General features: G+C 70.5%; 22 protein-coding genes. 1 reads left to right on the plus strand and 21 read right to left on the minus strand.

The genetic code is table 11. The annotated features are described in order from the left end of the window. Window positions 1–98 precede the first annotated feature (98 nt). From ACIQUC_RS03620 to ACIQUC_RS03690, 15 genes are all read right to left on the minus strand, one after another. Window positions 99–920 carry a PP2C family serine/threonine-protein phosphatase gene (locus tag ACIQUC_RS03620; RefSeq protein ID WP_022905462.1) on the minus strand — a complete coding sequence of 274 codons (822 nt, stop codon included), beginning with the start codon at window positions 918–920 and terminating at the stop codon, window positions 99–101. A gap of 3 nt (window positions 921–923) precedes the next feature. Further along, window positions 924–1,820 carry a hypothetical protein gene (locus ACIQUC_RS03625; RefSeq protein WP_402263302.1) on the minus strand — a complete coding sequence of 299 codons (897 nt, stop codon included), beginning with the start codon at window positions 1,818–1,820 and terminating at the stop codon, window positions 924–926. 54 nt (window positions 1,821–1,874) lie between these two features. Then, window positions 1,875–2,432: a hypothetical protein gene (locus ACIQUC_RS03630; RefSeq protein WP_402263305.1), complete on the minus strand. Its 558-nt coding sequence runs from the start codon at window positions 2,430–2,432 to the stop codon at window positions 1,875–1,877. Window positions 2,433–2,542: 110 nt separating this feature from the next. After that, window positions 2,543–3,316, minus strand: coding sequence for a YaaA family protein (locus ACIQUC_RS03635; protein ID WP_402263836.1), 774 nt, complete (start codon window positions 3,314–3,316; stop codon window positions 2,543–2,545). Beyond that, window positions 3,313–3,576 (minus strand): F0F1 ATP synthase subunit epsilon, encoded by a 264-nt coding sequence (locus ACIQUC_RS03640; RefSeq protein ID WP_022905458.1) that lies wholly within the window; start codon window positions 3,574–3,576, stop codon window positions 3,313–3,315. The genes ACIQUC_RS03635 and ACIQUC_RS03640 overlap by 4 nt, the downstream gene beginning before the upstream one ends. A gap of 1 nt (window position 3,577) precedes the next feature. Continuing rightward, window positions 3,578–5,032, minus strand: coding sequence for a F0F1 ATP synthase subunit beta (atpD, locus tag ACIQUC_RS03645; protein ID WP_022905457.1), 1,455 nt, complete (start codon window positions 5,030–5,032; stop codon window positions 3,578–3,580). Between the two features lie 47 nt (window positions 5,033–5,079). Beyond that, window positions 5,080–5,982: a F0F1 ATP synthase subunit gamma gene (locus ACIQUC_RS03650; protein WP_402263309.1), complete on the minus strand. Its 903-nt coding sequence runs from the start codon at window positions 5,980–5,982 to the stop codon at window positions 5,080–5,082. Continuing rightward, entirely contained in the window at window positions 5,983–7,611 is a 1,629-nt protein-coding gene (gene atpA / locus ACIQUC_RS03655) for a F0F1 ATP synthase subunit alpha (protein WP_402263312.1), read from the minus strand. Window positions 7,612–7,718: 107 nt separating this feature from the next. After that, window positions 7,719–8,513 carry a F0F1 ATP synthase subunit delta gene (locus ACIQUC_RS03660; protein WP_402263315.1) on the minus strand — a complete coding sequence of 265 codons (795 nt, stop codon included), beginning with the start codon at window positions 8,511–8,513 and terminating at the stop codon, window positions 7,719–7,721. Between the two features lie 2 nt (window positions 8,514–8,515). Further along, entirely contained in the window at window positions 8,516–9,076 is a 561-nt protein-coding gene (locus ACIQUC_RS03665; RefSeq protein ID WP_402263317.1) for a F0F1 ATP synthase subunit B, read from the minus strand. Between the two features lie 9 nt (window positions 9,077–9,085). Next, window positions 9,086–9,322: an ATP synthase F0 subunit C gene (gene atpE / locus ACIQUC_RS03670; protein WP_022907197.1), complete on the minus strand. Its 237-nt coding sequence runs from the start codon at window positions 9,320–9,322 to the stop codon at window positions 9,086–9,088. 67 nt (window positions 9,323–9,389) lie between these two features. Next, window positions 9,390–10,250, minus strand: a complete 861-nt coding sequence (gene atpB, locus ACIQUC_RS03675) for a F0F1 ATP synthase subunit A (protein ID WP_022907196.1) — start codon at window positions 10,248–10,250, stop codon at window positions 9,390–9,392. A 104-nt stretch (window positions 10,251–10,354) separates the two neighbouring features. Beyond that, window positions 10,355–10,834 (minus strand): hypothetical protein, encoded by a 480-nt coding sequence (locus ACIQUC_RS03680; protein WP_402263321.1) that lies wholly within the window; start codon window positions 10,832–10,834, stop codon window positions 10,355–10,357. Next, a complete protein-coding gene (locus ACIQUC_RS03685) occupies window positions 10,831–12,057 on the minus strand; it encodes an MraY family glycosyltransferase (protein ID WP_402263324.1) in 1,227 nt (408 codons plus the stop codon). Before ACIQUC_RS03685 ends, ACIQUC_RS03680 begins: the two co-directional genes overlap by 4 nt. After that, on the minus strand, window positions 12,054–12,728 hold the full coding sequence (locus ACIQUC_RS03690; protein WP_022908087.1) for an L-threonylcarbamoyladenylate synthase: 675 nt from the start codon (window positions 12,726–12,728) through the stop codon (window positions 12,054–12,056). The genes ACIQUC_RS03685 and ACIQUC_RS03690 overlap by 4 nt, the downstream gene beginning before the upstream one ends. A gap of 37 nt (window positions 12,729–12,765) precedes the next feature. Here ACIQUC_RS03690 and ACIQUC_RS03695 point away from each other — a divergent pair, with 37 nt between their 5' ends. Then, window positions 12,766–13,413 carry an HAD family hydrolase gene (locus ACIQUC_RS03695; RefSeq protein WP_402263328.1) on the plus strand — a complete coding sequence of 216 codons (648 nt, stop codon included), beginning with the start codon at window positions 12,766–12,768 and terminating at the stop codon, window positions 13,411–13,413. 30 nt (window positions 13,414–13,443) lie between these two features. On the opposite strand, the gene prmC is transcribed toward ACIQUC_RS03695, so the two are convergent. The 6 genes from prmC to ACIQUC_RS03725 all read right to left on the minus strand — a co-directional run bounded on the left by prmC (window position 13,444) and on the right by ACIQUC_RS03725 (window position 21,199). Continuing rightward, a complete protein-coding gene (gene prmC, locus ACIQUC_RS03700) occupies window positions 13,444–14,319 on the minus strand; it encodes a peptide chain release factor N(5)-glutamine methyltransferase (protein ID WP_402263839.1) in 876 nt (291 codons plus the stop codon). Window positions 14,320–14,333: 14 nt separating this feature from the next. Continuing rightward, window positions 14,334–15,416, minus strand: coding sequence for a peptide chain release factor 1 (gene prfA / locus ACIQUC_RS03705; RefSeq protein ID WP_022908084.1), 1,083 nt, complete (start codon window positions 15,414–15,416; stop codon window positions 14,334–14,336). Window positions 15,417–15,419: 3 nt separating this feature from the next. Continuing rightward, window positions 15,420–17,615: a transcription termination factor Rho gene (gene rho / locus ACIQUC_RS03710; protein WP_402263331.1), complete on the minus strand. Its 2,196-nt coding sequence runs from the start codon at window positions 17,613–17,615 to the stop codon at window positions 15,420–15,422. A 161-nt stretch (window positions 17,616–17,776) separates the two neighbouring features. Further along, window positions 17,777–18,733: a homoserine kinase gene (thrB, locus tag ACIQUC_RS03715; RefSeq protein ID WP_402263333.1), complete on the minus strand. Its 957-nt coding sequence runs from the start codon at window positions 18,731–18,733 to the stop codon at window positions 17,777–17,779. Window positions 18,734–18,765: 32 nt separating this feature from the next. Further along, window positions 18,766–19,845: a threonine synthase gene (gene thrC / locus ACIQUC_RS03720; RefSeq protein WP_022908080.1), complete on the minus strand. Its 1,080-nt coding sequence runs from the start codon at window positions 19,843–19,845 to the stop codon at window positions 18,766–18,768. A gap of 46 nt (window positions 19,846–19,891) precedes the next feature. After that, window positions 19,892–21,199 (minus strand): homoserine dehydrogenase, encoded by a 1,308-nt coding sequence (locus ACIQUC_RS03725; protein WP_022908079.1) that lies wholly within the window; start codon window positions 21,197–21,199, stop codon window positions 19,892–19,894. Between the last annotated feature and the right edge of the window lie 13 nt (window positions 21,200–21,212).

The following is a 21,212-nucleotide window of genomic DNA, read 5'->3' on the forward strand; positions in this document are numbered from 1 at the left end:
CTCTCGTCACGGCCATGCCATTGTACGAACCGTGGGTGACCGACATTCCGCACTCCGCGCACGGCCGCTGGCCACCCGCCCCCCAGTTCGGGGGGCACTCAGTGTCGGGGCAACGTGTCCTCGACGTCGCCGTCGTCGGGGGCCGCGTCCACCTGCAGCACGACGACGGTGACGTTGTCACGACCGCCCGCGACGACCGCGTCGCCGACGAGTCGTTCGGCGAGGTCCTGTGCCGCCGGCACGCGTGCGGCGATCCGGGCGATGCCCGCGTCGCCGAGCTCCTTGGTGAGCCCGTCCGAGCAGACGATGTACCGGTCCCCCGCACGGAGCGGCAGGGTCCACCAGTCCGGCTCCGGCGGCTCGCCGAAGCCCACGGCCCGGGTGATGACGTTGCTGTCCGGGTGGCGTTCGGCGTCCTCGGCGCGGAGCAGACCGGCGTCGACCATCTCCTGGACGACCGAGTGGTCGACGGTGACGCGTCGGAGCACCCCGCCCTCGATGCGGTAGGTGCGCGAGTCGCCGACGTTGAAGACCAGCGCGGCGGGCTGTCCCTGGGCCGCGACGAGCGCGATGCCGGTCACGGTCGTCCCGGCGCCGATGGCGTTGCCGCCGGCGGCCCGCTCGATGTCGGCGGTGGCGAGCAGGAGCGCTCGCTGGATCGACTGCCGCGTCGTGAACGGGCTCTCCGTCGCCTGTTCGAGCCGACGGACCACGGCATCGCTCGCACGGTCGCCGGCGAGGTGGCCGCCCATGCCGTCGGCGACCACGAAGAAGGGGGCGCCGACGATGTAGCTGTCCTCGTTGTGGTCACGACGTCGACCGACGTCGGTCGCCGCTCCCCACGAGAGCGTCAGGGTGGCGCCGTCGGCACCGGGGACGTCGATGGCGTGCGCAGTCGCTGCTCGGCCGAGTTCGGTCACGTTTCAGGATCGCTCTCTGGGGGTTCGGGGCGTGCCGGCGGGTGGGTCGGTCGGCCACGTGGGAAGGGGTGGGAGGTCCCTCGACGACGGTGCGACCCGCAGGTGTGGCGAGAGGACCTCGATCACGTTGCCGTCACCGATCTCGACAACCGTACCCGTCAGCACGACGTTCGACGCACCCGACGGCATCCGGAACGGTGCCGAGCCGGCGGGCCGGACGACGGTGCCGTTGGTGGAGCGGAGGTCGTCGACCACGGCCGCCTCGCCCTCGGCGTGCAGGAGCACGTGCGAGGACGACACCTGGCCGCTCGGCGACGGGACGGACACCAGTTCCGGCGACGGGCCGCGCAGGATCCGCGGCAGCGCGGGCCGTCGGCCCACGATCACCGGGTGGTCGAGTCGGATGACACGGCCGCCGATCCGCACGGACGGCACCCTGGTCGAGGGTCCGGGACGCTCGGACGGGAGGCGCGGGTCGCCCTGGGCGGGCACGCCGGCCTGGTCGCCCGGTTGCGTCCGGCCGCCCACCACGGTGTCGTCGACCGCGTCGTCCGACGGGCGCGGCGCCCGACCGGGTCGCACCAGGGTGTCGTCGACCTGGTCCGTCTGCGCGGCGTCGGACGCTCCCGGCGCGGCGGGCACCGACCGCACCGCACGGATCACCGTGTCGTCGACGTCATCAGACGACGGCGGCGAGGCGTTCGTGCCCGGGATCGGCGGCACCGGGCGGATCACCGTGTCCCCGAACGGATCGTGCGACGGGTCCGGCACGCTCGGCACGCCCGGGAGGGGCGGGACCGGACGGATCACCGTGTCCCCGAGTGCATCGTCGAGACGATCGTCGGAGTGCTCCGTACGGGGTCGACGGACGACGGTGTCGTCGATGTCGTCGTCGCGCACCCGAGCCCTCCAAGCGTGGTCGAGACAACCGTAGACGATCCTGTCCGCCGTCCGTCATCCGCGGTCCCACGCGGGCCCGCTCCGTGCCCGCACCGACCGGAGCACGAGGGCCGCCAGGGGGTCGTCCGCCCGGGTGTCGAGCGCGTGCTGCGCACGGGTCTGTGCCCGAGCGGTCGACCCGAGCGCCCAGGAGCACCACGCCGCCACCGCCAAGGCCCCGGCGGCACCGGCGGCCGAGTCGGCACCGGCGTCCTCGGCGCGCCAGAGCCGCCACGCGTCGGCGCACCGGTCTCCGGCGGTCCGGAGTCGATGACTCTCCGGAGCGGGCCCGAACCCGCGGAGCGCCGGTGGCGTCAGGTCGTGGAAGGGGTCGAACGGCCGAGCCGCGCGCGGGTCGACCGGGGACCGTTCGGCCAGGAACCGGATCACCCCGAGCCGGGTCGACAGGGCGGCGCAGGCCGTGACGATCGCGATGGACCCGGCGCGTGACGTCGGCGCGTCCGGCGGCGCGACGAGCGCCGCGCAGGCGGCGGGGAGGGTGACGGCGGCCGCGATCTCGCGCGGGTAGCGCACTGCGGCATCGGGACGGCTTCGTGTCGTGACGGGGATCATGCACGTCATCGAAACGCATGCCGCGCCTCCGGGCCCCGTGATCGGGAGCACCTGTGGAAGGGGAACCGCCCCACCCGTGCTGTGGAGGACGAGTGGGGCGGCGCGGCGGATCAGACCGTCGCGGGTTCGAGGCTCTCGGCGACGAGGTCCCAGGCGCCGTCGTGGCGCTCGAGGACGACCCCGTGCGCGGCGGCCCAGTCGAGCAGGTCGTCCGACGTCGCGATCGCCGCGCCCGACCGGGCGAGGAGTGCGACGAGCCGTCCCTTGGCGGTCTTGTTCCAGTGGTTCAGGGCCTTGCGGCGGCCGGACGCGTCCACGCTCACCACACGCGGGACCACGGCACCGGCAACGGGACCGAGCTGGCGGTACCCCTCGGACCGCAGGTCGAGCACGAGACCGTCGGCCGTGTGCTCCGCCAGCGCCCGAGCGGCCGGCTCCGGCCAGAGCGACGCGAGCCGCACGGAACCGAGCCGCGAGTCGTGGGACAGGCGGTAGGCAGGGACGAGGTCACCGCCCCGGATCGGGCCGAACATGGCGGACTGCACCACGACGTGGTCGAACCACCACGTCCGGGTCGCCAGGTCGGCGTCGAGCGCGCCGAGCGGGTCGTAGAGCACGCCCGTGTACCGGTCGATCGCCGCCATCGTGCCCGAGGTCTCGAGTTCGAGGTTGCGCACGCGCTCCCCGATCGACTTTGGGCCGAGCTTGAGGGCCGTCCGGGCAGAGGACTCCTCGGAACTGACGGAACGGGCCGCGGTGATCACCGCGGCCCGTTCAGCAGCCAGCTCCGGGAACGAGAGCGCACGCAGGTCGAGCGTGTGCTCCGTGTCCCCACCCTCCCGCTTCGTCTCCGAAGGCGGGAGGAGGACGGTCAGTCCGGTCAGGACGCCAGCGCGGCCTGCCGCGCCACGATCGTGACCGTGTCGTGCTCGACCGACAGGAAGCCGTCCTCGGCGTCCGCGGCCACCGTCGAGCCGTCGGCTCGGGTGATGCGGACCTGTCCCTGCGCGAGGGTCGCGAGCAGCGGCTCGTGTCCCGCGAGGATACCGATCTGGCCTTCCGTCGTGCGTGCCACGACCATGGTGGCGTCGCCTGACCAGACCTCACGGTCGGCCGAGACGACGCTCACGGTGAGTGCCGCCATGTCAGCGGTTCTCCTTCTGGATCTGCGCCCACTTCTCTTCGACGTCGTTGATGCCACCGACGTTGAAGAAGGCCTGCACGGCCACGTGGTCGAACTCGCCGTCGGCGATGGCACGGAAGGACTCGATGGTGTCCTTCAGCGGAACGGTCGAACCCTCGACGCCCGTGAACTTCTTCGCCATGTACGTGTTCTGCGAGAGGAACTGCTGGATCCGACGAGCGCGCTCGACCGTGATCTTGTCCTCTTCGGAGAGCTCGTCGACACCGAGGATGGCGATGATCTCCTGCAGTTCCTTGTTCTTCTGGAGGATCTGCTTGACGCGCGTGGCCGTCTCGTAGTGGTCGGCACCCAGGTACCGGGGGTCCATGATCCGAGAGGTCGACGTCAGCGGGTCGATCGCCGGGTAGAGACCCTGCGAAGCGATCTCACGCGACAGCTCGGTGGTGGCGTCCAGGTGCGCGAACGTGGTGGCCGGCGCCGGGTCGGTGTAGTCGTCGGCCGGGACGTAGATCGCCTGCAGCGAGGTGATCGAGTGACCACGCGTCGAGGTGATGCGCTCCTGGAGCACACCCATCTCGTCGGCGAGGTTCGGCTGGTAGCCCACCGCGGACGGCATGCGGCCGAGCAGCGTGGAGACCTCGGAGCCGGCCTGCGTGAAGCGGAAGATGTTGTCGATGAAGAGGAGCACGTCCTGCTTCTGGACATCGCGGAAGTACTCCGCCATCGTCAGCGCCGACAGGGCCACGCGCAGACGCGTTCCCGGCGGCTCGTCCATCTGGCCGAACACGAGGGCGGTCTTGTCGAAGACGCCCGCCTCTTCCATCTCGCCGATGAGGTCGTTGCCCTCACGGGTGCGCTCGCCGACACCGGCGAACACCGACACACCACCGTGGTCCTGCGCGACGCGCTGGATCATCTCCTGGATGAGGACCGTCTTGCCGACGCCCGCACCACCGAAGAGGCCGATCTTGCCACCCTGCACGTACGGGGTGAGGAGGTCGATCGACTTGATGCCGGTCTCGAACATGGAGGTCTTCGACTCGAGCTGGTCGAAGGCCGGGGCCTTGCGGTGGATCGGCCAGCGCTCGGTGATCTCGAGCTTCTCGTCGGTGTTGAGCACGTTGCCCAGCACGTCGAAGACCTTGCCCTTGGTGACGTCGCCGACGGGGACCGAGATCGGAGCGCCCGAGTCACGGACCTCCTGGCCACGGACCAGACCGTCGGTCGGCTTCAGGGAGATGGCGCGGACGAGGTCGTCGCCGAGGTGCTGCGCGACCTCGAGGCCGATCTCCTGCGACGAGTCACCGATGGTGATGGTCGTGAACAGGAGGTTGTACATCTCGGGGATGGCGTCGTGCGGGAACTCGATGTCGACGACGGGGCCCGTGACACGGGCGATCCGGCCGACACCGGGCGCCGACGACGTCTCGACCGCGGTGGTTGCGGTGTCGGTCATGGCTGGTGCCTTCCTGAGGGTGGGTAACTGTCCGCGAACGACGCGGACTACTTCTTCTTCGACGAGAGGGCGTCGGCGCCGCCGACGATCTCGGAGATCTGCTGGGTGATCTCGGCCTGTCGGGCGTTGTTCGCGAGACGCGTGAAGTCGCGGATGAGCGAGTCGGCGTTGTCGCTCGCCGCCTTCATCGCCTTCTGCCGGGCGGCGTGCTCGGAGGCAGCCGACTGGAGCATGGCGTTGAAGATGCGGCTCTCGATGTAGACCGGCAGCAGCGCGTCGAGCACCGCGTCGGCGTCCGGCTCGAACTCGTAGAGCGGGAGCGGCTCGTCGTTCGACGGGGCCTCGACCCCCTCGACGACCTCGAGCGGGAGCAGCCGGACGACCTGCGGCTCCTGCGTGGCGAGGCTCAGGAAGCGGTTGAAGACGATGTGGATCTCGTCCACGCCGCCCTCGGCCGTGTCCTGCAGGAACTTCGCCACGACGGCGTCGCCGATCGACTTCGCGGTCGAGAACTCCGGCTGGTCGGTGTTGCCGACCCACTGCTGCTCGGACGAACGCTCACGGAACGCGAAGTACCCGACGGCCTTGCGGCCGACCAGGTAGAACACGACGTCCTTGCCCTCGCTGCGGAGCAGGGAGGCGAGCTCCTCGCCCTGCTTGAGGACGTTCGTGCTGAACGCGCCGTTCAGACCGCGGTCCGACGTGAACAGCACGACGGCTGCGCGCGTCGACGACTCCGGCTCGGTGGTCAGCACGTGGTCGACGTTCGAGAACGTCGCCACGGCCGACACCGCACGCGTCACGGCCCGCGAGTACGGACCCGACGCAGCCATGCGGGCCTGCGCCTTCTGGATCCGCGACGCCGAGATCAGTTCCATCGCGCGAGTGACCTTCTTCGTGGTCTTCGCGGACTTGATTCGCTGGCGGTAGACCCGGACCTGCGCTGCCATCTAGCGACGACCCTTGACGATCTGCTCCTGGTCGACGTCCTCGGCCGAAGCGGCCTCGAACTGCTCGGACCCGAGCGTCTTGCCGTCGCTCGTCTGGAAGCTCTTGGAGAACTCGTCGATCTGCTTCGTCATCTCGGCGACGGTGTCGTCGCTGAGCTGGTTCGTCTCACGCAGGGTGGTGAGCACGTCCGAGTTGCGGCGCAGGTGGTCGAGCAGCTCCGACTCGAAGCGCAGGACGTCGGCCACGGGGACCTCGTCGAGCTTGCCGTTCGTGCCGGCCCAGATCGAGACGACCTGCTCCTCGACCGGGTACGGCGAGTACTGCGGCTGCTTGAGGAGCTCGGTCAGGCGGGCACCGCGCTCCAGCTGGCGACGCGACGCCTGGTCGAGGTCGGACGCGAACATCGCGAACGCCTCGAGCGAGCGGTACTGCGCCAGCTCGAGCTTGAGCGTGCCGGAGACCTTCTTGATCGACTTGACCTGCGCGTCACCACCGACGCGGGACACCGAGATGCCCACGTCGACGGCCGGACGCTGGTTCGCGTTGAACAGGTCCGACTGCAGGAAGATCTGGCCGTCGGTGATGGAGATCACGTTGGTCGGGATGTACGCCGAGACGTCGTTCGCCTTGGTCTCGATGATCGGGAGACCCGTCATCGAACCGGCGCCGAGCTCGTCGGACAGCTTCGCGCAACGCTCCAGCAGACGGGAGTGCAGGTAGAAGACGTCACCCGGGTAGGCCTCGCGGCCCGGCGGACGACGCAGGAGGAGCGACACGGCGCGGTAGGCCTCGGCCTGCTTCGAGAGGTCGTCGAAGATGATCAGGACGTGCTTGCCCTGGTACATCCAGTGCTGACCGATGGCCGAGCCGGTGTACGGGGCGAGGTACTTGAAGCCGGCCGGGTCGGAGGCCGGGGCGGCGACGATGGTGGTGTACTCCATCGCACCGGCGTCCTCGAGCGCACCCTTGACGGAGGCGATCGTGGAGCCCTTCTGACCGATGGCGACGTAGATGCAGCGGACCTGCTTGTCCTCGTCGCCCGACTCCCAGTTGGCCTTCTGGTTGATGATCGTGTCGATCGCGATGGCCGTCTTGCCGGTCTGGCGGTCGCCGATGATCAGCTGACGCTGACCGCGGCCGACGGGGATCATCGCGTCGATGGCCTTGATGCCGGTCTGGAGCGGCTCGTGCACCGACTTGCGGGACATGACGCCGGGCGCCTGCAGCTCGAGGGCGCGGCGGCCCTCGGCCTTGATCTCGCCGAGACCGTCGATCGGGGCGCCGAGCGGGTCGACGACGCGACCGAGGAAGCCGTCGCCGACGGGAGCCGAGAGGACCTCGCCGGTGCGGGTGACTTCCTGGCCCTCTTCGACACCGGCGAACTCGCCGAGCACGATGGCGCCGATCTCGTCCTCGTCGAGGTTCTGCGCGAGGCCGAGCGTGCCGTCCTCGAAGCGGATGAGCTCGTTCGCCATGACGCCGGGGAGGCCCTCGACGTGCGCGATGCCGTCGCCGGCGTCGATGACGTGCCCGACCTCGGCCGTGGAGGCCTTCGTCGGCTCGTAGTTCGAGACGAAGTCCTTCAGGGCATCACGGATCTCATCGGGGCTGATGGTGATGTCTGCCATGGGATTTTCCTTGTTGGTTTCCGGGGCCGTACGGCTCCGAGAGGGTGACGCTGCCTGACTCGGCAGTTCCCGTTGTGGACTTGGGAGGGGCGGCTTCGACCGTACGCTCAGCCGGCGAGCTGGAGCCGGAGCTCCGAGAGACGCGTGGAGACGGTGCCGTCGATGACGTCGCCGCCGATCTGCACCCGGACCCCGCCGACGACCGAGGGGTCGACGACGTGGTTGATGCTGATGTCCTTGCCGTGCTGCTGCGCGAGCGCCCGGGCGACGCGAGCCGCCTGGCCGTCGGTGAGCGGCGTCGCGGTGATGACCGTCGCGACGAGCTTGCCGGCCTGCTCGGCCACGATGCGCGAGGCGTCGCGGACGAGTTCACCGATGCGCCGACCGCGCGGCTGCTGCACGAGGTGCGACAGGATCACGATGGTCTGCTCCGTCGCCTTGCCGCCGAGCAGCCGCTCGACGAGGGCGCTCTTCTCCGACGGGCTGCCGAGCTTGGTGCCCAGTGCCAGTTCGAGGTCGGCGTCCGAGCGGACGGCGGTCTCGAAGGAGAACAGCTCGGCTTCGATCGGCGTGCCCGCGGGGGCGGTGGCGGCGACGGCGCGGATGCCCGCGTCCTCGATGCCGACGAGCAGGTCCTGGTGCGAGGACCAGCGCGAGCCGGCGACCGCGGTCAGGACCGCACGCGTCGCAACCGACTGGCCGGCGAAGACGCGGTCGATGACGACCTTCTTGCCGGCCGGGTCGGCCGTCGGGTCGGACAGCAGACCGAGCAGCTGCGGCGCACCGGCGATCGCACGCCCTGCGGCGAGGATCTCGGCACCGGCGGCGAGGTCGGCTGCACCGCCGAGGTCGGCGAGCACCGCCCTCGTGGACGCCAGTGCTTCCCTGGTGGCGCTGCGCATGCTCAGCGCTCCCCGGCCGATGCCGACGAACCCTGCGAGGCCTCGAGGTCGGCGAGGAAGCGATCCACGACCGCGGTCGACTTCGCGTCGTCCTTGAGGGACTCACCGATCACGCCGGAGGCGAGGTCGAGCGCGAGCGTGCCGACCTCGGCACGGAGCGACTGGAGCGCGCTCTGGCGCTCGGCCTCGATCTGCGCCTGCGCGTTGGCGGTGATGCGTGCTGCATCGGCCTGCGCCTGCTCACGGAGCTCGTTGCCGATCGCGTTCGCGTCGGAACGAGCCTGCTCACGGATGCGGGACGCCTCGGCGCGAGCCTCGGCGAGCTGCTTGTTGTACTCGTCGAGCGCGGCAGCGGCCTGCTCCTGAGCAGCCTCCGCCTTCTTGATGCCACCTTCGATGGCCTCGGTGCGCTCGTCGAGCATCTTCGTGATCCGCGGGATGATGACCCGCCAGAAGACCAGCAAGATGACGACGAACGCGACCGCCGACCACAGGATGTCGTACAGCGGAGGGATCAGCGGGTTGTGCGTCTCCTCCGCCGCGAGGATCAGTGCGTTCTGCATCGAGAGGCCTTAGTTGGTGAAGATGAAGTACGTCGCGATACCGATGAAGGCGAGGGCCTCGGTGAAGGCGATACCGATGTACATGAGGGTCGTCAGACGGCCCTGGAGCTCCGGCTGGCGAGCGACGGACTCGATCGTCTTGCCGACGACGATGCCCACGCCGATGGCCGGGCCGATCGCCGCGAGGCCGTAGCCCACGGTCGCGATGTTGCCGGAGATTGCCGCGAGAACGGTCGTTGCGTCCACGTGTTTTCCTTTCAGGATGCGGCCCGACGGATGCCGTGCCGTATTGGGGGTCAGTGCAGGTCGTTGGTCAGTGCTCGTCAGCCAGCGCGAGCTGGATGTACACAGCGGTCAGCAGCATGAAGACGTACGCCTGCAGCAGCGCGACCAGGATCTCGAAGAAACTGAACGCGATGCCGAACGCGAGCGTCCCGACTCCGAAGGCCTTGAAACCGAGCGAGGCGTCGACGAAGAAGAACTGCGTGGCAGCGAAGAACAGGACGAGCAGCAGGTGGCCGACGACCATGTTCATCAGGAGTCGCAGGGTCAGCGTCACCGGTCGGAGCACGAAGGTCGAGACGAGCTCGATCGGCGTCACGATGATGTACAGGTACCACGGGACCCCCGGCGGGAACAGCGAGTTCCGGAGGAAGGTGCCCGGGTGCTTGCGCAGACCCGCGTAGATGAAGGCCACGTAGGCGACGATCGCGAGGATCATCGGGTACGCGATGCGGCTGGTGCCCTGGAGGTTGAACCCCGGGATGAGACCCGTGAGGTTCAGGAACAGCACGGAGAAGAAGATCGTCGCCAGCAGCGGGAGGAACCGCTTGCCGTCCTTCTCACCCAGGTTGTCGAAGGTGTTCCGGCGGACGACGTCGAACGCGTACTCGATGAGCGCCTGGCCGCGGCCGGGGACGAGCTTGAGCGAACGGGTCCCGATGATGCCGATCAGCAGCAGGACCGCGACGGCGATGAACCGGATGATGACGAGTCGGTCGATCTCGAAGGGCGTCCCGGCGAAGAAGATCGCTTCCGGGAAGAACTCGTTGATCGACGGACCATGGAACTCGGCGGCCTTGCTGCTCCCCGCCGCAACGGTGTTACCCGCAGCGGTGAGGGACAGGGGAAGAGCGTGGGATAGCAGCGCTGTCTCCTGTGTCGGCGCGCGCACGCATGGCACGCGATGGTGGACGTTGTGGAGGCTCGTCCGCTCCGAGCTGTGCTCCGGACGCGGACTTCGAGAAGCCTATCAGGTGCTGGAGGCTTCCCGGGCTCTCAGTTGCGGGGGTCGCGCTTCTCAGGAGACGCGGAGTCTCCGGGGAGCGAGACCCCGATCGGGATGCGGGCCTTGGCGACCGCGACGACGTCGATCACGAGCGAGCCGACGACCCCGACGATGATCGCGACCGCGAGCACCGGGAAGTCCACCCAGTCGCGGTCCCGCAGCAGCACGAGCACGACGATGAAGACGACGAACTTGAGCAGCCACGTGCCCATCACGATGCCGAAGAAGGCCCCGGAGATCATCTGTCCCTTCGAGACGCGCAGCGCCACGAGCACGCTCACGGCGGTGAGGCCGAGGAACACCACGCTGAGCACGGCGCCGAGCAGCCCGCCGGCGAGCCCCGGGCCGCCGGCCACGAGCAGGCCCACGACTCCCCCGACGACGGCGAGCCCGACGGCCAGCAGCGCGCCCCAGGTGATGATGCGGCGGAACACCGGCCGGACGTGGTCGAGCGCGTTCGGTGCGGTCACGAGTTGTCTCCTGGGATCGATCGGTCGTTGGCGGCCCGGTCGAGCGGGTCGAGGCTGGCGTCCACCACGGCGGTGGACCGGGTGGCGACCTGAGCGGCGAACTCGGCGCGCTTGCGGCCGAGCGGGGCGAACGTGGCCACCGCGCAGACGGCGAAGCCGACGGCGACGAAGACGACCACCCAGTACCAGTCCACGAAGAGGAACAGCAGGCAGCCGACCGCCACGGTGGCCGTCCACGCGTAGAATATGAGCACGGCGTGGAAGTGCGAGTGCCCCATGTCGAGCAGGCGGTGGTGCAGGTGCTTCCGGTCGGCCGAGAACGGTGACTTCCCGGCGCTGAGCCGGCGCGTGACGGCGAGCCCGAAGTCGAGGATCGGCACGATGAGGATCGCGAACGGCAGCAGGATCGGGATGAACGCCGGCAGCAGCGCCTGGCGCGTCTGCACCGCGGCCGGGTCGATGTTCCCGGTGACGGAGACCGCGCTCGTGGCCATCAGGAAGCCCACGAGGAGGGCACCGGCGTCCCCCATGAAGAGCTTCGCGGGGTGCCAGTTCAGGATCAGGAAGCCGAAGCAGGCGCCGACGAGCACCGCGGTCAGCAGCGAGGGCAGGTTGAAGAAGAACTCGGTCTGCACGACCACGCGGTTGATGAAGAACGTGTAGAGGAAGAACACGCCACCGGCGATGATCGCCACGCCCGCGACCAACCCGTCGAGTCCGTCGATGAAGTTCACGGCGTTCATCACGAGCACGACCGCGAGCACCGTGAAGATCAGGCTCATGTACGACGAGCCGACGCCGAGCGTGTTGCCGATCGGCAGCGACACGATCGCCACGCCCTGCCACGCGAGGATGCCCGCGGCGATGATCTGCCCGGCGAGCTTCGTCATCCAGTCGAGGTCCCAGATGTCGTCGGCGACGCCGAGGACCACGATGATGGTCGCCCCCGCGAGGACGGCGATCACGCGCCCCGGCTCCGAGAACACCAGCCGGAAGTAGTCGGTGCCGGCGATCGACGGGAACAGGAACCACGCCGCGAGCATCGCCACGATGACGCCGAGGTACATCGCGATGCCGCCGAGCCGCGGGGTCGGCGTGCGGTGCACGTCACGCTCGCGGACCTTCGGGTACCACTTGTACTTCAGCCCCAGCTTCCAGACGACCCAGCTGACGCAGAAGCTCACCACGGCCGCGATGGCCCCGGCGAGCAGGTAGTACTTCATCCGACCAGGTCGGCTCCGACGACCCTGGTGATCTCGTCGTCGGGGATCACACCGTGGCGCACGATCCGGAGCTTCCCGCCGTCGGACAGCCCGGTGGCGTCGACGATCGTGGAGCCCGTGGATGCCTCGAAGCCCTCGTGCGCGGTGATCGGACCGCCGTCGAGGTACACGGCGACGCTGTCGCCGAGCATCGCCTCGGCCTGGTCCGCGTCCATCGCGGCCGGGTCCCCCGTCGAGTTCGCGGAGGACACCGCGAGCGGCCCGACCTCCTGCAGGAGCTCGAGGGCGATGCGGGAGTCCGGCATGCGGAGCGCGACCGTGCCGCGGGTCTCGCCGAGGTCCCAGTCGAGCGACGGCTGGGCGCGGAGGATCACGGTGAGGCCACCCGGCCAGAACTCGTCGACGAGGTCCCGCACCTGCTGCGGGATGTCGCTCGCGAGCGCGTCGAGGGTGGGCGGACCGGGGATGAGGACCGGCGGCGGCGACTGCCGGGTACGGCCCTTCGCGTCGAGCAGGCGCTGGACGGCGGCCGCGCTGAAGGCGTCCGCGGCCACGCCGTAGACGGTGTCGGTGGGGACGACGACGAGCTCCCCGCGTCCGAGAGCGGCACGTGCGAGCCGCATCCCGGTCAGGAGCCCGTCGGAGTCGGTGCAGTCGTATCGGGATGCCATGACTCGACGATGATAGTGCGACACAATGGGTGGCATCGTGAACGAGACCCCTGCGCCCCGCCTCCTGTTCCTCTTCGACATGGACGAGGTCCTCGTCCGGTACGACTGGAAGGTGCGGATGGCCGCCCTCGCCGAGTTCACCGGGCACGACTTCGACGAGCTCCGTCGGCGGTGGTGGGACTGCGGCAACGAACAGCGCGCCGAGGCCGGCGGGTACGCCGACGGCGACGAGTACCTGGCCGCCTTCGCCGAGGCGATGGACTGCGACGTCCCCGAGGCCGAGTGGGCGCGGATCCGCGGCGCCGCGATGACCGAGCTGCCCGACCGCATCGAGGCGGTGCGCGTCGCGAGCGAGCACGGACGGGTCGGGCTGCTGACGAACAACGGCCCGCTGGCCGGCCGGTGGATCCACCGCTGGGCGCCGTCGCTCGCGCCGCTCTTCGGCGAGCACCTCGACACGACGAGCAACTTCGGTGCGCGGAAGCCCGAGCCCGAGGTCTACCGCCGGGCCCTCGAGCACCACGGCGTGCCCGCCGAGCGCACGTTCTTCGCGGACGACATGCCGATCAACGTCGAGGGTGCCCGGAGCGTGGGCATCCACGCGGTGCTCGTCGAGGAGCACACGGACCTCCGACAGGCGGTCCTCGCCTTCGTCGCGGAGCAGCAGGAGGTCGTGCCCGCCTGACGCGGGCCAGGAGGCGCGGCTCGGCCCCGGCTAGCGGGTCGCGGTGGTCGTGCGGTCGCGGCCGGTCAGGTCGACGTGCGTCTCCGGGGACCGGAACCCACGGCGCGTCAGGACCTCGCGCACGCCGGCGCCCTGCGGTTCGGCGTGCTCGATGACGAGCACTCCCCCGGGCACCAGGAGGCGCCAGGCGGTGTCCGCCAGGGCACGCACCGCGTCGAGGCCGTCCGGCCCGCCGTAGAGCGCCATCGCGGGGTCGTGGTCGCGGACCTCTGGATCGATCGGCACCGCGTCGTCCGGCACGTAGGGCGGGTTCGACACGACGACCGACACCGTGCCGTCGAGCTCCGGCAGCGCGTCGGCGAGGTCGCCCTCCACCAGGCGGACCGTCCCACCGTGGGCCGCGACGTTGCGCCGGGTCCACGGCAGTGCCTCTGTCGAGCGTTCGACCGCGTACACGACCGCGTTCGGCACCTCGGTGTCCATGGCGATCGCGATCGCGCCGCTGCCGGAACCGAGGTCGACCGCGACCGGTGCCGGCACGGCCACCGCGCGGAGTGCGTCGATGCCGAACTGCACGACGCCCTCGGTCTCGGGCCGCGGGACGAACACGCCGGGTCCGACGGCCAGCGTGAGCGCGCGGAAGTGCGCCTCGCCGGTGATGTGCTGGAGCGGCTCGCGGGTGGCACGTCGGGCGACCGCGTGCCGGAAGCGCTCGACGTGCTCCGGAGCGATCGCACCCCCGGTCATCGCGCGGGCCTGCACGGCGCCGCGCGAGGTGTCGGTCGCCCAGGCGAGCAGCAGCTCGGCGTCCACCTGCGGGGTCGGGACGCCGGCCGCGTCGAACGCCGCGGCCGCCTCACGCAGGAGGCGGTCCGCGGCGAACGCGACGGGCGTGTCGGAGGTGATCCGTGCCTCCAGGGCTACGCGTCCTGGTCGCCGATGGCGGCCAGTCGTGCTTCTTCGTCCGCCTGGATGGCGGACTGGATGACGGGCTCGAGGGCGCCGTTCATGACCCGGTCGAGGTCGTACGCCTTGTACCCGGTGCGGTGGTCCGCGATGCGGTTCTCCGGGAAGTTGTACGTGCGGATGCGCTCCGAACGGTCCATGCCACGGATCTGCGACTTGCGCGCGTCCGAGGCGATGGCGTCGAGCTCCTCCTGCTGCTTCGCGAGGATGCGGGCGCGCAGCACGCGCATGCCGGCCTCGCGGTTCTGCAGCTGCGACTTCTCGTTCTGCATCGCCACCGTGATGCCCGTGGGCAGGTGGGTGATGCGGACCGCGGAGTCGGTCGTGTTGACGGACTGCCCGCCGGGGCCCGAGGACCGGTACACGTCGATCTTGAGGTCGTTCTGGTTGATCTGGACCTCTTCGGGCTCGTCGACCTCGGGGAAGACGAGGACGCCGGTCGTCGAGGTGTGGATGCGCCCCTGCGACTCGGTCGCCGGCACGCGCTGCACGCGGTGGACGCCGCCCTCGTACTTCAGGTGCGCCCAGACACCCTGGGACGGGTCGGTCGCGTTCGACTTGATCGCGACCTGGACGTCCTTGTAGCCGCCGAGGTCGGACTCGGTGCGCTCGAGCATCTCGATCTTCCAGCCCTTGGACTCGGCGTAGTGCGAGTACATGCGCAGGAGGTCGGCCGCGAACAGCGCCGACTCCTCGCCGCCCTCGCCGCCCTTGATCTCCATGATCACGTCGCGCCCGTCGTCGGGGTCGCGCGGGATGAGCAGCCGGCGGAGACGCTCCTGGCGCTCCGTCAGCTGCTCCTCGAGCGCCGGGACCTCGTCCGCGAACGCCTCGTCCTCACGCGCGAGCTCCTGGGCGGCGGCGAGGTCGTCCCCCGCCGCCTTCCAGGACTCGTACGCGGACTTGATCTGGTTGAGCTCGGCGTACCGCCGGTTCACCTTCTTCGCGCGGGCCGCATCGGCGTGGAGCGCGGGGTCCGACAGCTGCTGCGTCAGGTCCTCGTGTTCCGCCAGCAGCCCTGCCACCGACTCGAACACGCGTTACTCCTGGTGGCCGTTGTGGTGCCCACCGGTCGTGGGGACCGACTTCTGCACCTGGACCAGGAACTCGACGTTCGACTGCGTCTCCTTGAGGTTCCGCAGCACGATCTCGAGGGCCTGCTGCGGGTCGAGCCCGGCGAGGGCACGGCGCAGTCGCCACGTGATCTTGACCTCGTCGGCGGAGAGCAGCTGCTCCTCGCGACGGGTGCCGGAGGCGTTGACGTCCACGGCCGGGAAGATCCGCTTGTCAGCGAGGTGCCGGTTGAGGCGGAGCTCCATGTTGCCGGTGCCCTTGAACTCCTCGAAGATCACCTCGTCCATCTTCGACCCGGTCTCCACGAGAGCCGTCGCGAGGATGGTCAGCGAGCCGCCGTCCTCGATGTTGCGCGCGGCGCCGAAGAAGCGCTTCGGCGGGTACAGGGCCGACGAGTCGACGCCACCGGAGAGCACGCGACCGGAGGCCGGCGTCGCCAGGTTGTAGGCACGGCCCAGACGGGTGATCGAGTCGAGGAGCAGGACCACGTCGTGCCCGAGCTCGACGAGGCGCTTCGCACGCTCGATGGCGAGCTCGGCGACCGTGGTGTGGTCCTCGGCGGGACGGTCGAAGGTCGAGGCGATGACCTCGCCCTTCACCGTGCGCTGCATGTCGGTGACCTCTTCGGGCCGCTCGTCCACCAGGACGACCATGAGGTGCGCCTCGGGGTTGTTCTTGGCGATCGCGTTCGCGATGGCCTGCAGCACGACGGTCTTGCCGGCCTTCGGCGGGGACACGATCAGGCCGCGCTGGCCCTTGCCGATCGGCGACACGAGGTCGATGATCCGGGTGCTGAGCTTCGACGGCTCGGTCTCGAGACGCAGGCGCTCGTTCGGGTACAGCGGCGTGAGGTCCTGGAAGTCGACGCGCGCGGCGGCCTCGTCGGCGGTCTGCCCGTTGACCGAGTCGACCTTGACGAGCGCGTTGTACTTCTGGCGGCTCTGCTGCTCGTTGTCCCGCGGCTGCTTGATCGCGCCGACGACCGCGTCGCCCTTGCGCAGGTGGTACTTCTTCACCTGGCCGAGCGAGACGTAGACGTCGTTCGGCCCGGGCAGGTACCCGGTGGTGCGGACGAAGGCGTAGTTGTCGAGGACGTCGAGGATGCCCGCGATCGGGATGAGGACGTCGTCCTCGGTGATCTCCGGCTCGAACTCGTCGTTCTGCCCGCCGCGACCGCGCTTGCGGTCACGCTGACGACGGCTGCGGCCGCCCTCGGTCTCGTCGGCGACCTGCTGGGCCGGCTGCTGCTTCTGCTGGCCCTGCTGCTTCTGCTGGCCGTTCTGCCGGTTCGCGTCGTTCCGGTCGTCCTGCTGGGCGTTCTTCTGGTCGCCCTGCTGGCCGTTCTGACCGTTCTGGCCGTTCTTCTGGCCGTTGTCGTTCTTCGGCGCGGCGTCGCGACCGTTCTGGTCGCCGCCCTGCTCGCCGTTCTCGGCGTTCTGGCCACGGCCACGACCCCGACCGCGGCTGCGACGACCGCGACGCGAACCGCCCTCGCCCTGCTGGTCGTTCTGGTCGCCCTGGTCGTTCTGGTCGCCCTGGTCGGTGGACTGGTCCTGCTGCGCGGCGGCGTCCTGCTGGGCCGGCTGCTCGGCCTGGTCCCGCGGCTGCTCGGTGCGCTCGGCACGCTCGGCCTGCTGGCCGTTCTGCTGCGCGCGCGGGCCGCGCCCGCGACGCTGGCCGCCGGTCTCCGCGGCTTCCTGCGCGTCCTTCTCGGCGCGGACCTGGTCGAGCCCGGCGAGGAGGTCCTCGGTGCCGGTGTGTCCGGCGTTCGTGTGCTCGGCGGCCGACGTCGGCGCCGCGTTCACGGTGCCGCCGGAGGAGGCACGGCGCGAACGGCGGGCACGCGAGGAGGCGGGCTGCTCGGCCGGGGCCTCGGTGGTCGCCGGTGCGTCGGCGACGGCCTCGGCAGCGGGTGCCTCGGTCGGCTCCGGCAGCGTCGGCTGCTCGGCCACGGGGGCCTCGACCGCGGGTGCAGCCGACTCGGTCGTGGCGTCGTCCGTCGCCGGACGCTTGTCCTCGATCGAGGCGATGAGGTCGCCCTTGCGGAGCTTCGAGAGCCCCGTGATGCCGAGGGAGGAGGCGATGCGCTGGAGTTCCGGGAGCCGGAGGGCGCGCAGATCGCTGGGGATCTCCACCTGGGTGGAGTCGTTGACGTTCGTCAAGGTCGGTGTTTCCTTTCGAACCGCAGAACGCGGAGAGTTTCCACCGTCCCGGATGCATGGGTGTGCATCGACCGCCGTTCAGACGACGGACCGGGATTCGGTGATCTGAAAGAGATTGCCCCCGCGCACCGGACCCTGCATGGCGAGGAAAGTCCTGCTGCCTACGCGGGTTCGGCTTGGAGCGCCGAGTGCGGCACCACTGTAGCACCACCCAGGTCGACGGCCAGCATGAGCGCCCGCCAGTCGGATTCCCCGTGTCGCGACACGAGGTCGGCGGCGGTGAGTCGCTGAGCGGGATCGCTGCCGAGGACCAGGAGGCTCGGGCCGGCTCCGGAGACGACCGCCGCGAGTCCGTGCTGCCGCAGCAGGCCGATCAGGGCGTCGGTCTCCGGCATGGCGCTGGCGCGGTACGCCTGGTGCAACCGGTCCTCGGTCGCCGCCAGCAGGAGCTCGGGGCTCTGGATGAGCGCCGCGACCAGCAGGGCGGAGCGCGACACGTTGAACGCCGCGTCCTCGTGCGGGACGCTCGCCGGCTGCAGGGAGCGCGCGAGCTTGGTCGAGAGCGTCGAGGTCGGCACGAAGACCACCGGCGCGACACCACGGTGGACGAGCAGGCGCTTGTACGCCGGCCCCTCGGCCGTCATCCACGCGATCGTCAGACCGCCGAAGAGCGCCGGGGCGACGTTGTCGGGGTGCCCCTCCATCTCGGTCGCGAGCGCGAGCAGGGTCGAGGCGTCGAGGTCGACGACGCCGTCGAGCAATCCGCGCGCGGCCATCAGCCCGGCCACGATCGCCGCCGCCGACGACCCCATCCCGCGGCCGTGCGGGATCGCGTTCACGGCGTGCAGCTCGAGTCCGGGCTGCGTCACGCCGGCGTGCTCGAGGCCGCGGCGGAGCGCACGGACGACCAGGTTCGTGTCGTCGGTCGCGACCTCGCCGGCGCCGACACCGTCGACCGTGACGGTCGCACCCGAACCGGGACGGACCCGCACGACGACCTCGTCGTAGAGCGAGAGCGCGAGGCCGAGGGAGTCGAACCCCGGGCCGAGGTTTGCCGAGGTCGCCGGGACCCGGACGCGGACCGCCCGTCCGGCCGGTACAGCGATCTGGGCGCGCACGCCCTCCCCCGGTCCGGACGAGCGGTCGGGGCTCACTCGGCGCCGACCAGTCCGAGCACGTCGGCGATCGACTTGGTGTCGACCGGGACGCTCGTCGGGGCGACCTCGCCACCGTCCGGTGTGCGGAGGGCCCACTGCGGGTCCTTGAGGCCGTGGCCGGTCACCGTGATGACGACCTTGGCGCCCTTCGGGACGACCCCGGCGTCGGCACGCTCCAGGAGCCCGGCGACGCCGATGGCCGATGCGGGCTCGACGAAGACGCCGACCTCGGCCGAGAGGATGCGGTGCGCGGCGAGGATGGCCTCGTCGGTGATCGCGCCGAAGTAGCCGTCGGTCTCGTCACGGGCCTCGAGCGCGAACTGCCACGACGCCGGGTTGCCGATGCGGATCGCCGAGGCGATGGTGTCCGGCTGGCGGACGACCTCGCCGCGGACGATCGGGGCGGACCCCGCGGCCTGGAAGCCGAACATGCGCGGGAGCTTCGACGCGCGACCGGCGGCGACGTCCTCGCGGTACCCGCGGGAGTAGGCCGTGTAGTTGCCGGCGTTGCCGACCGGCAGGAAGTGGAAGTCCGGGGCGTCGCCGAGGACGTCGACGACCTCGAACGCCGCGGTCTTCTGGCCCTCGATGCGGTCGTTGTTGACCGAGTTCACCAGGTGCACCGGGTAGTTCGCGGCGAGGTCGCGGGCGATGTCGAGGCAGTCGTCGAAGTTGCCCTGCACCTGCAACAGCTGGGCGTCGTGGGCGACGGCCTGGCTGAGCTTGCCCATGGCGATCTTGCCCTCGGGGACGAGCACCGCGGCCGTGATGCCGGCGTGCGTGGCGTACGCGGCGGCCGAGGCGCTCGTGTTGCCGGTCGAGGCGCAGATGACCGCCTTCGCACCGTGCTCGACGGCCTTCGAGATCGCCATCGTCATGCCGCGGTCCTTGAACGACCCGGTCGGGTTCATGCCCTCGTACTTGACGTAGACCTCGGCACCCGTGCGCTCGGAGAGCCGGCGCGCCGGGATGAGCGGGGTCCCGCCCTCGCCGAGCGTGACGACGGGCGTCGCCCCGGTGACGTCGAGACGGTCGGCGTACTCGCGCAGGACACCCTGCCACTGGTGGGCCATGAGGCTCCCCTTCTTGTCGGTTCTTGGGTTCGTGGGTCGGCGGGGCTCAGGCGCCGACGACGCGGAGGACGCTCGTGACCTCGACGACGACGTCCTCGTTGCGGAGCGCGACCACGGTCGCGGCGAGGTCGGACTCGCGCGCCAGGTGGGTGCCGATGACGAGGGTCGCGGTCGCGTCGGACCCGGTCGCGACGGTCTGCTCGACGGTCTCGACGCTGACGCCGTGCTTCGCGAGCACCCCGGCGACGGTGGACAGCACGCCGGGTGCGTCCGTCACGTGCAGCGTGATCTGGTAGCGGGTGCGGACGGTGCCGATCGGGAACACCGGCAGCGCCGACTGGGTCGACTCGGCGATGCCGGGACCGCCGATGACGTGCCGGCGCGCCGCCGAGACCAGGTCGCCGAGGACCGCGGAGGCCGTCTCGACGCCGCCGGCACCGGCGCCGTAGAACATGAGGTCGCCGGCGGCCTCGGCCTCGACGAACACGGCGTTCTTCGCGCCGTGGACGCTCGCGAGCGGGTGCGACTCCGGCACGAGCGCCGGGTAGACGCGGGCGCTGACGCCCTCGGTGCCCTGCTCGTCGGTGAGCCGCTCGGCCGTGGCGAGGATCTTCACGACGTAGCCGGCCTTCCGCGCCGCGCGGACCTGCTCGATCGTCACCGAGGTGATGCCCTCGCGGTGCACGGCGGCGAGCGGGACCGAGGTGTGGAACGCGAGCGAGGCGAGGATCGCGGCCTTCTGCGCGGCGTCGTAGCCCTCGATGTCCGCGGTCGGGTCGGCCTCGGCGTAGCCGAGCTCGGTGGCCGTCGCGAGGGCGTCCTCGAAGGTCGCGCCCTCGCGGTCCATCAGGTCGAGGATGAAGTTCGTCGTGCCGTTGACGATGCCCATGATCCGCTCGATGCGGTCCCCGGCGAGGGAGTCGTGCAGCGGCCGGATGATCGGGATCGCACCGGCGACGGCGGCCTCGTAGTAGAGCTGCGCGCCCACCTGCTCGGCGACCGCGAAGAGCTCCGGCCCGTGGGTCGCCAGGAGCGCCTTGTTGCCGGTGACGACGTCGGCGCCGGACTGCAGCGCCTGGAGCACGAGGGTCCGCGCCGGCTCGATGCCGCCGATCAGCTCGACGACGATGTCCGCCCCGAGGATGAGCGAGGCAGCGTCCGTCGTGAAGAGCTCCTTCGGCAGGTCGACGTCACGAGGGGCGTCGAGGTCGCGGACCGCGATCCCGACGAGCTCGAGGCCGGCCCCGGCGCGCGAGGCCAGCTCGTCGCCGTGTTCGAGGAGCAGCCGCGCGACCTGGGAACCGACCGAGCCGGCTCCGAGCAGCGCGACGCGGACGTTGCGGTATTCGATCATCTGGTGCGGGTCC

Origin of the sequence: Curtobacterium sp. NPDC098951 (assembly GCF_044759965.1) — a bacterium.
GTDB lineage: Bacteria > Actinomycetota > Actinomycetes > Actinomycetales > Microbacteriaceae > Curtobacterium.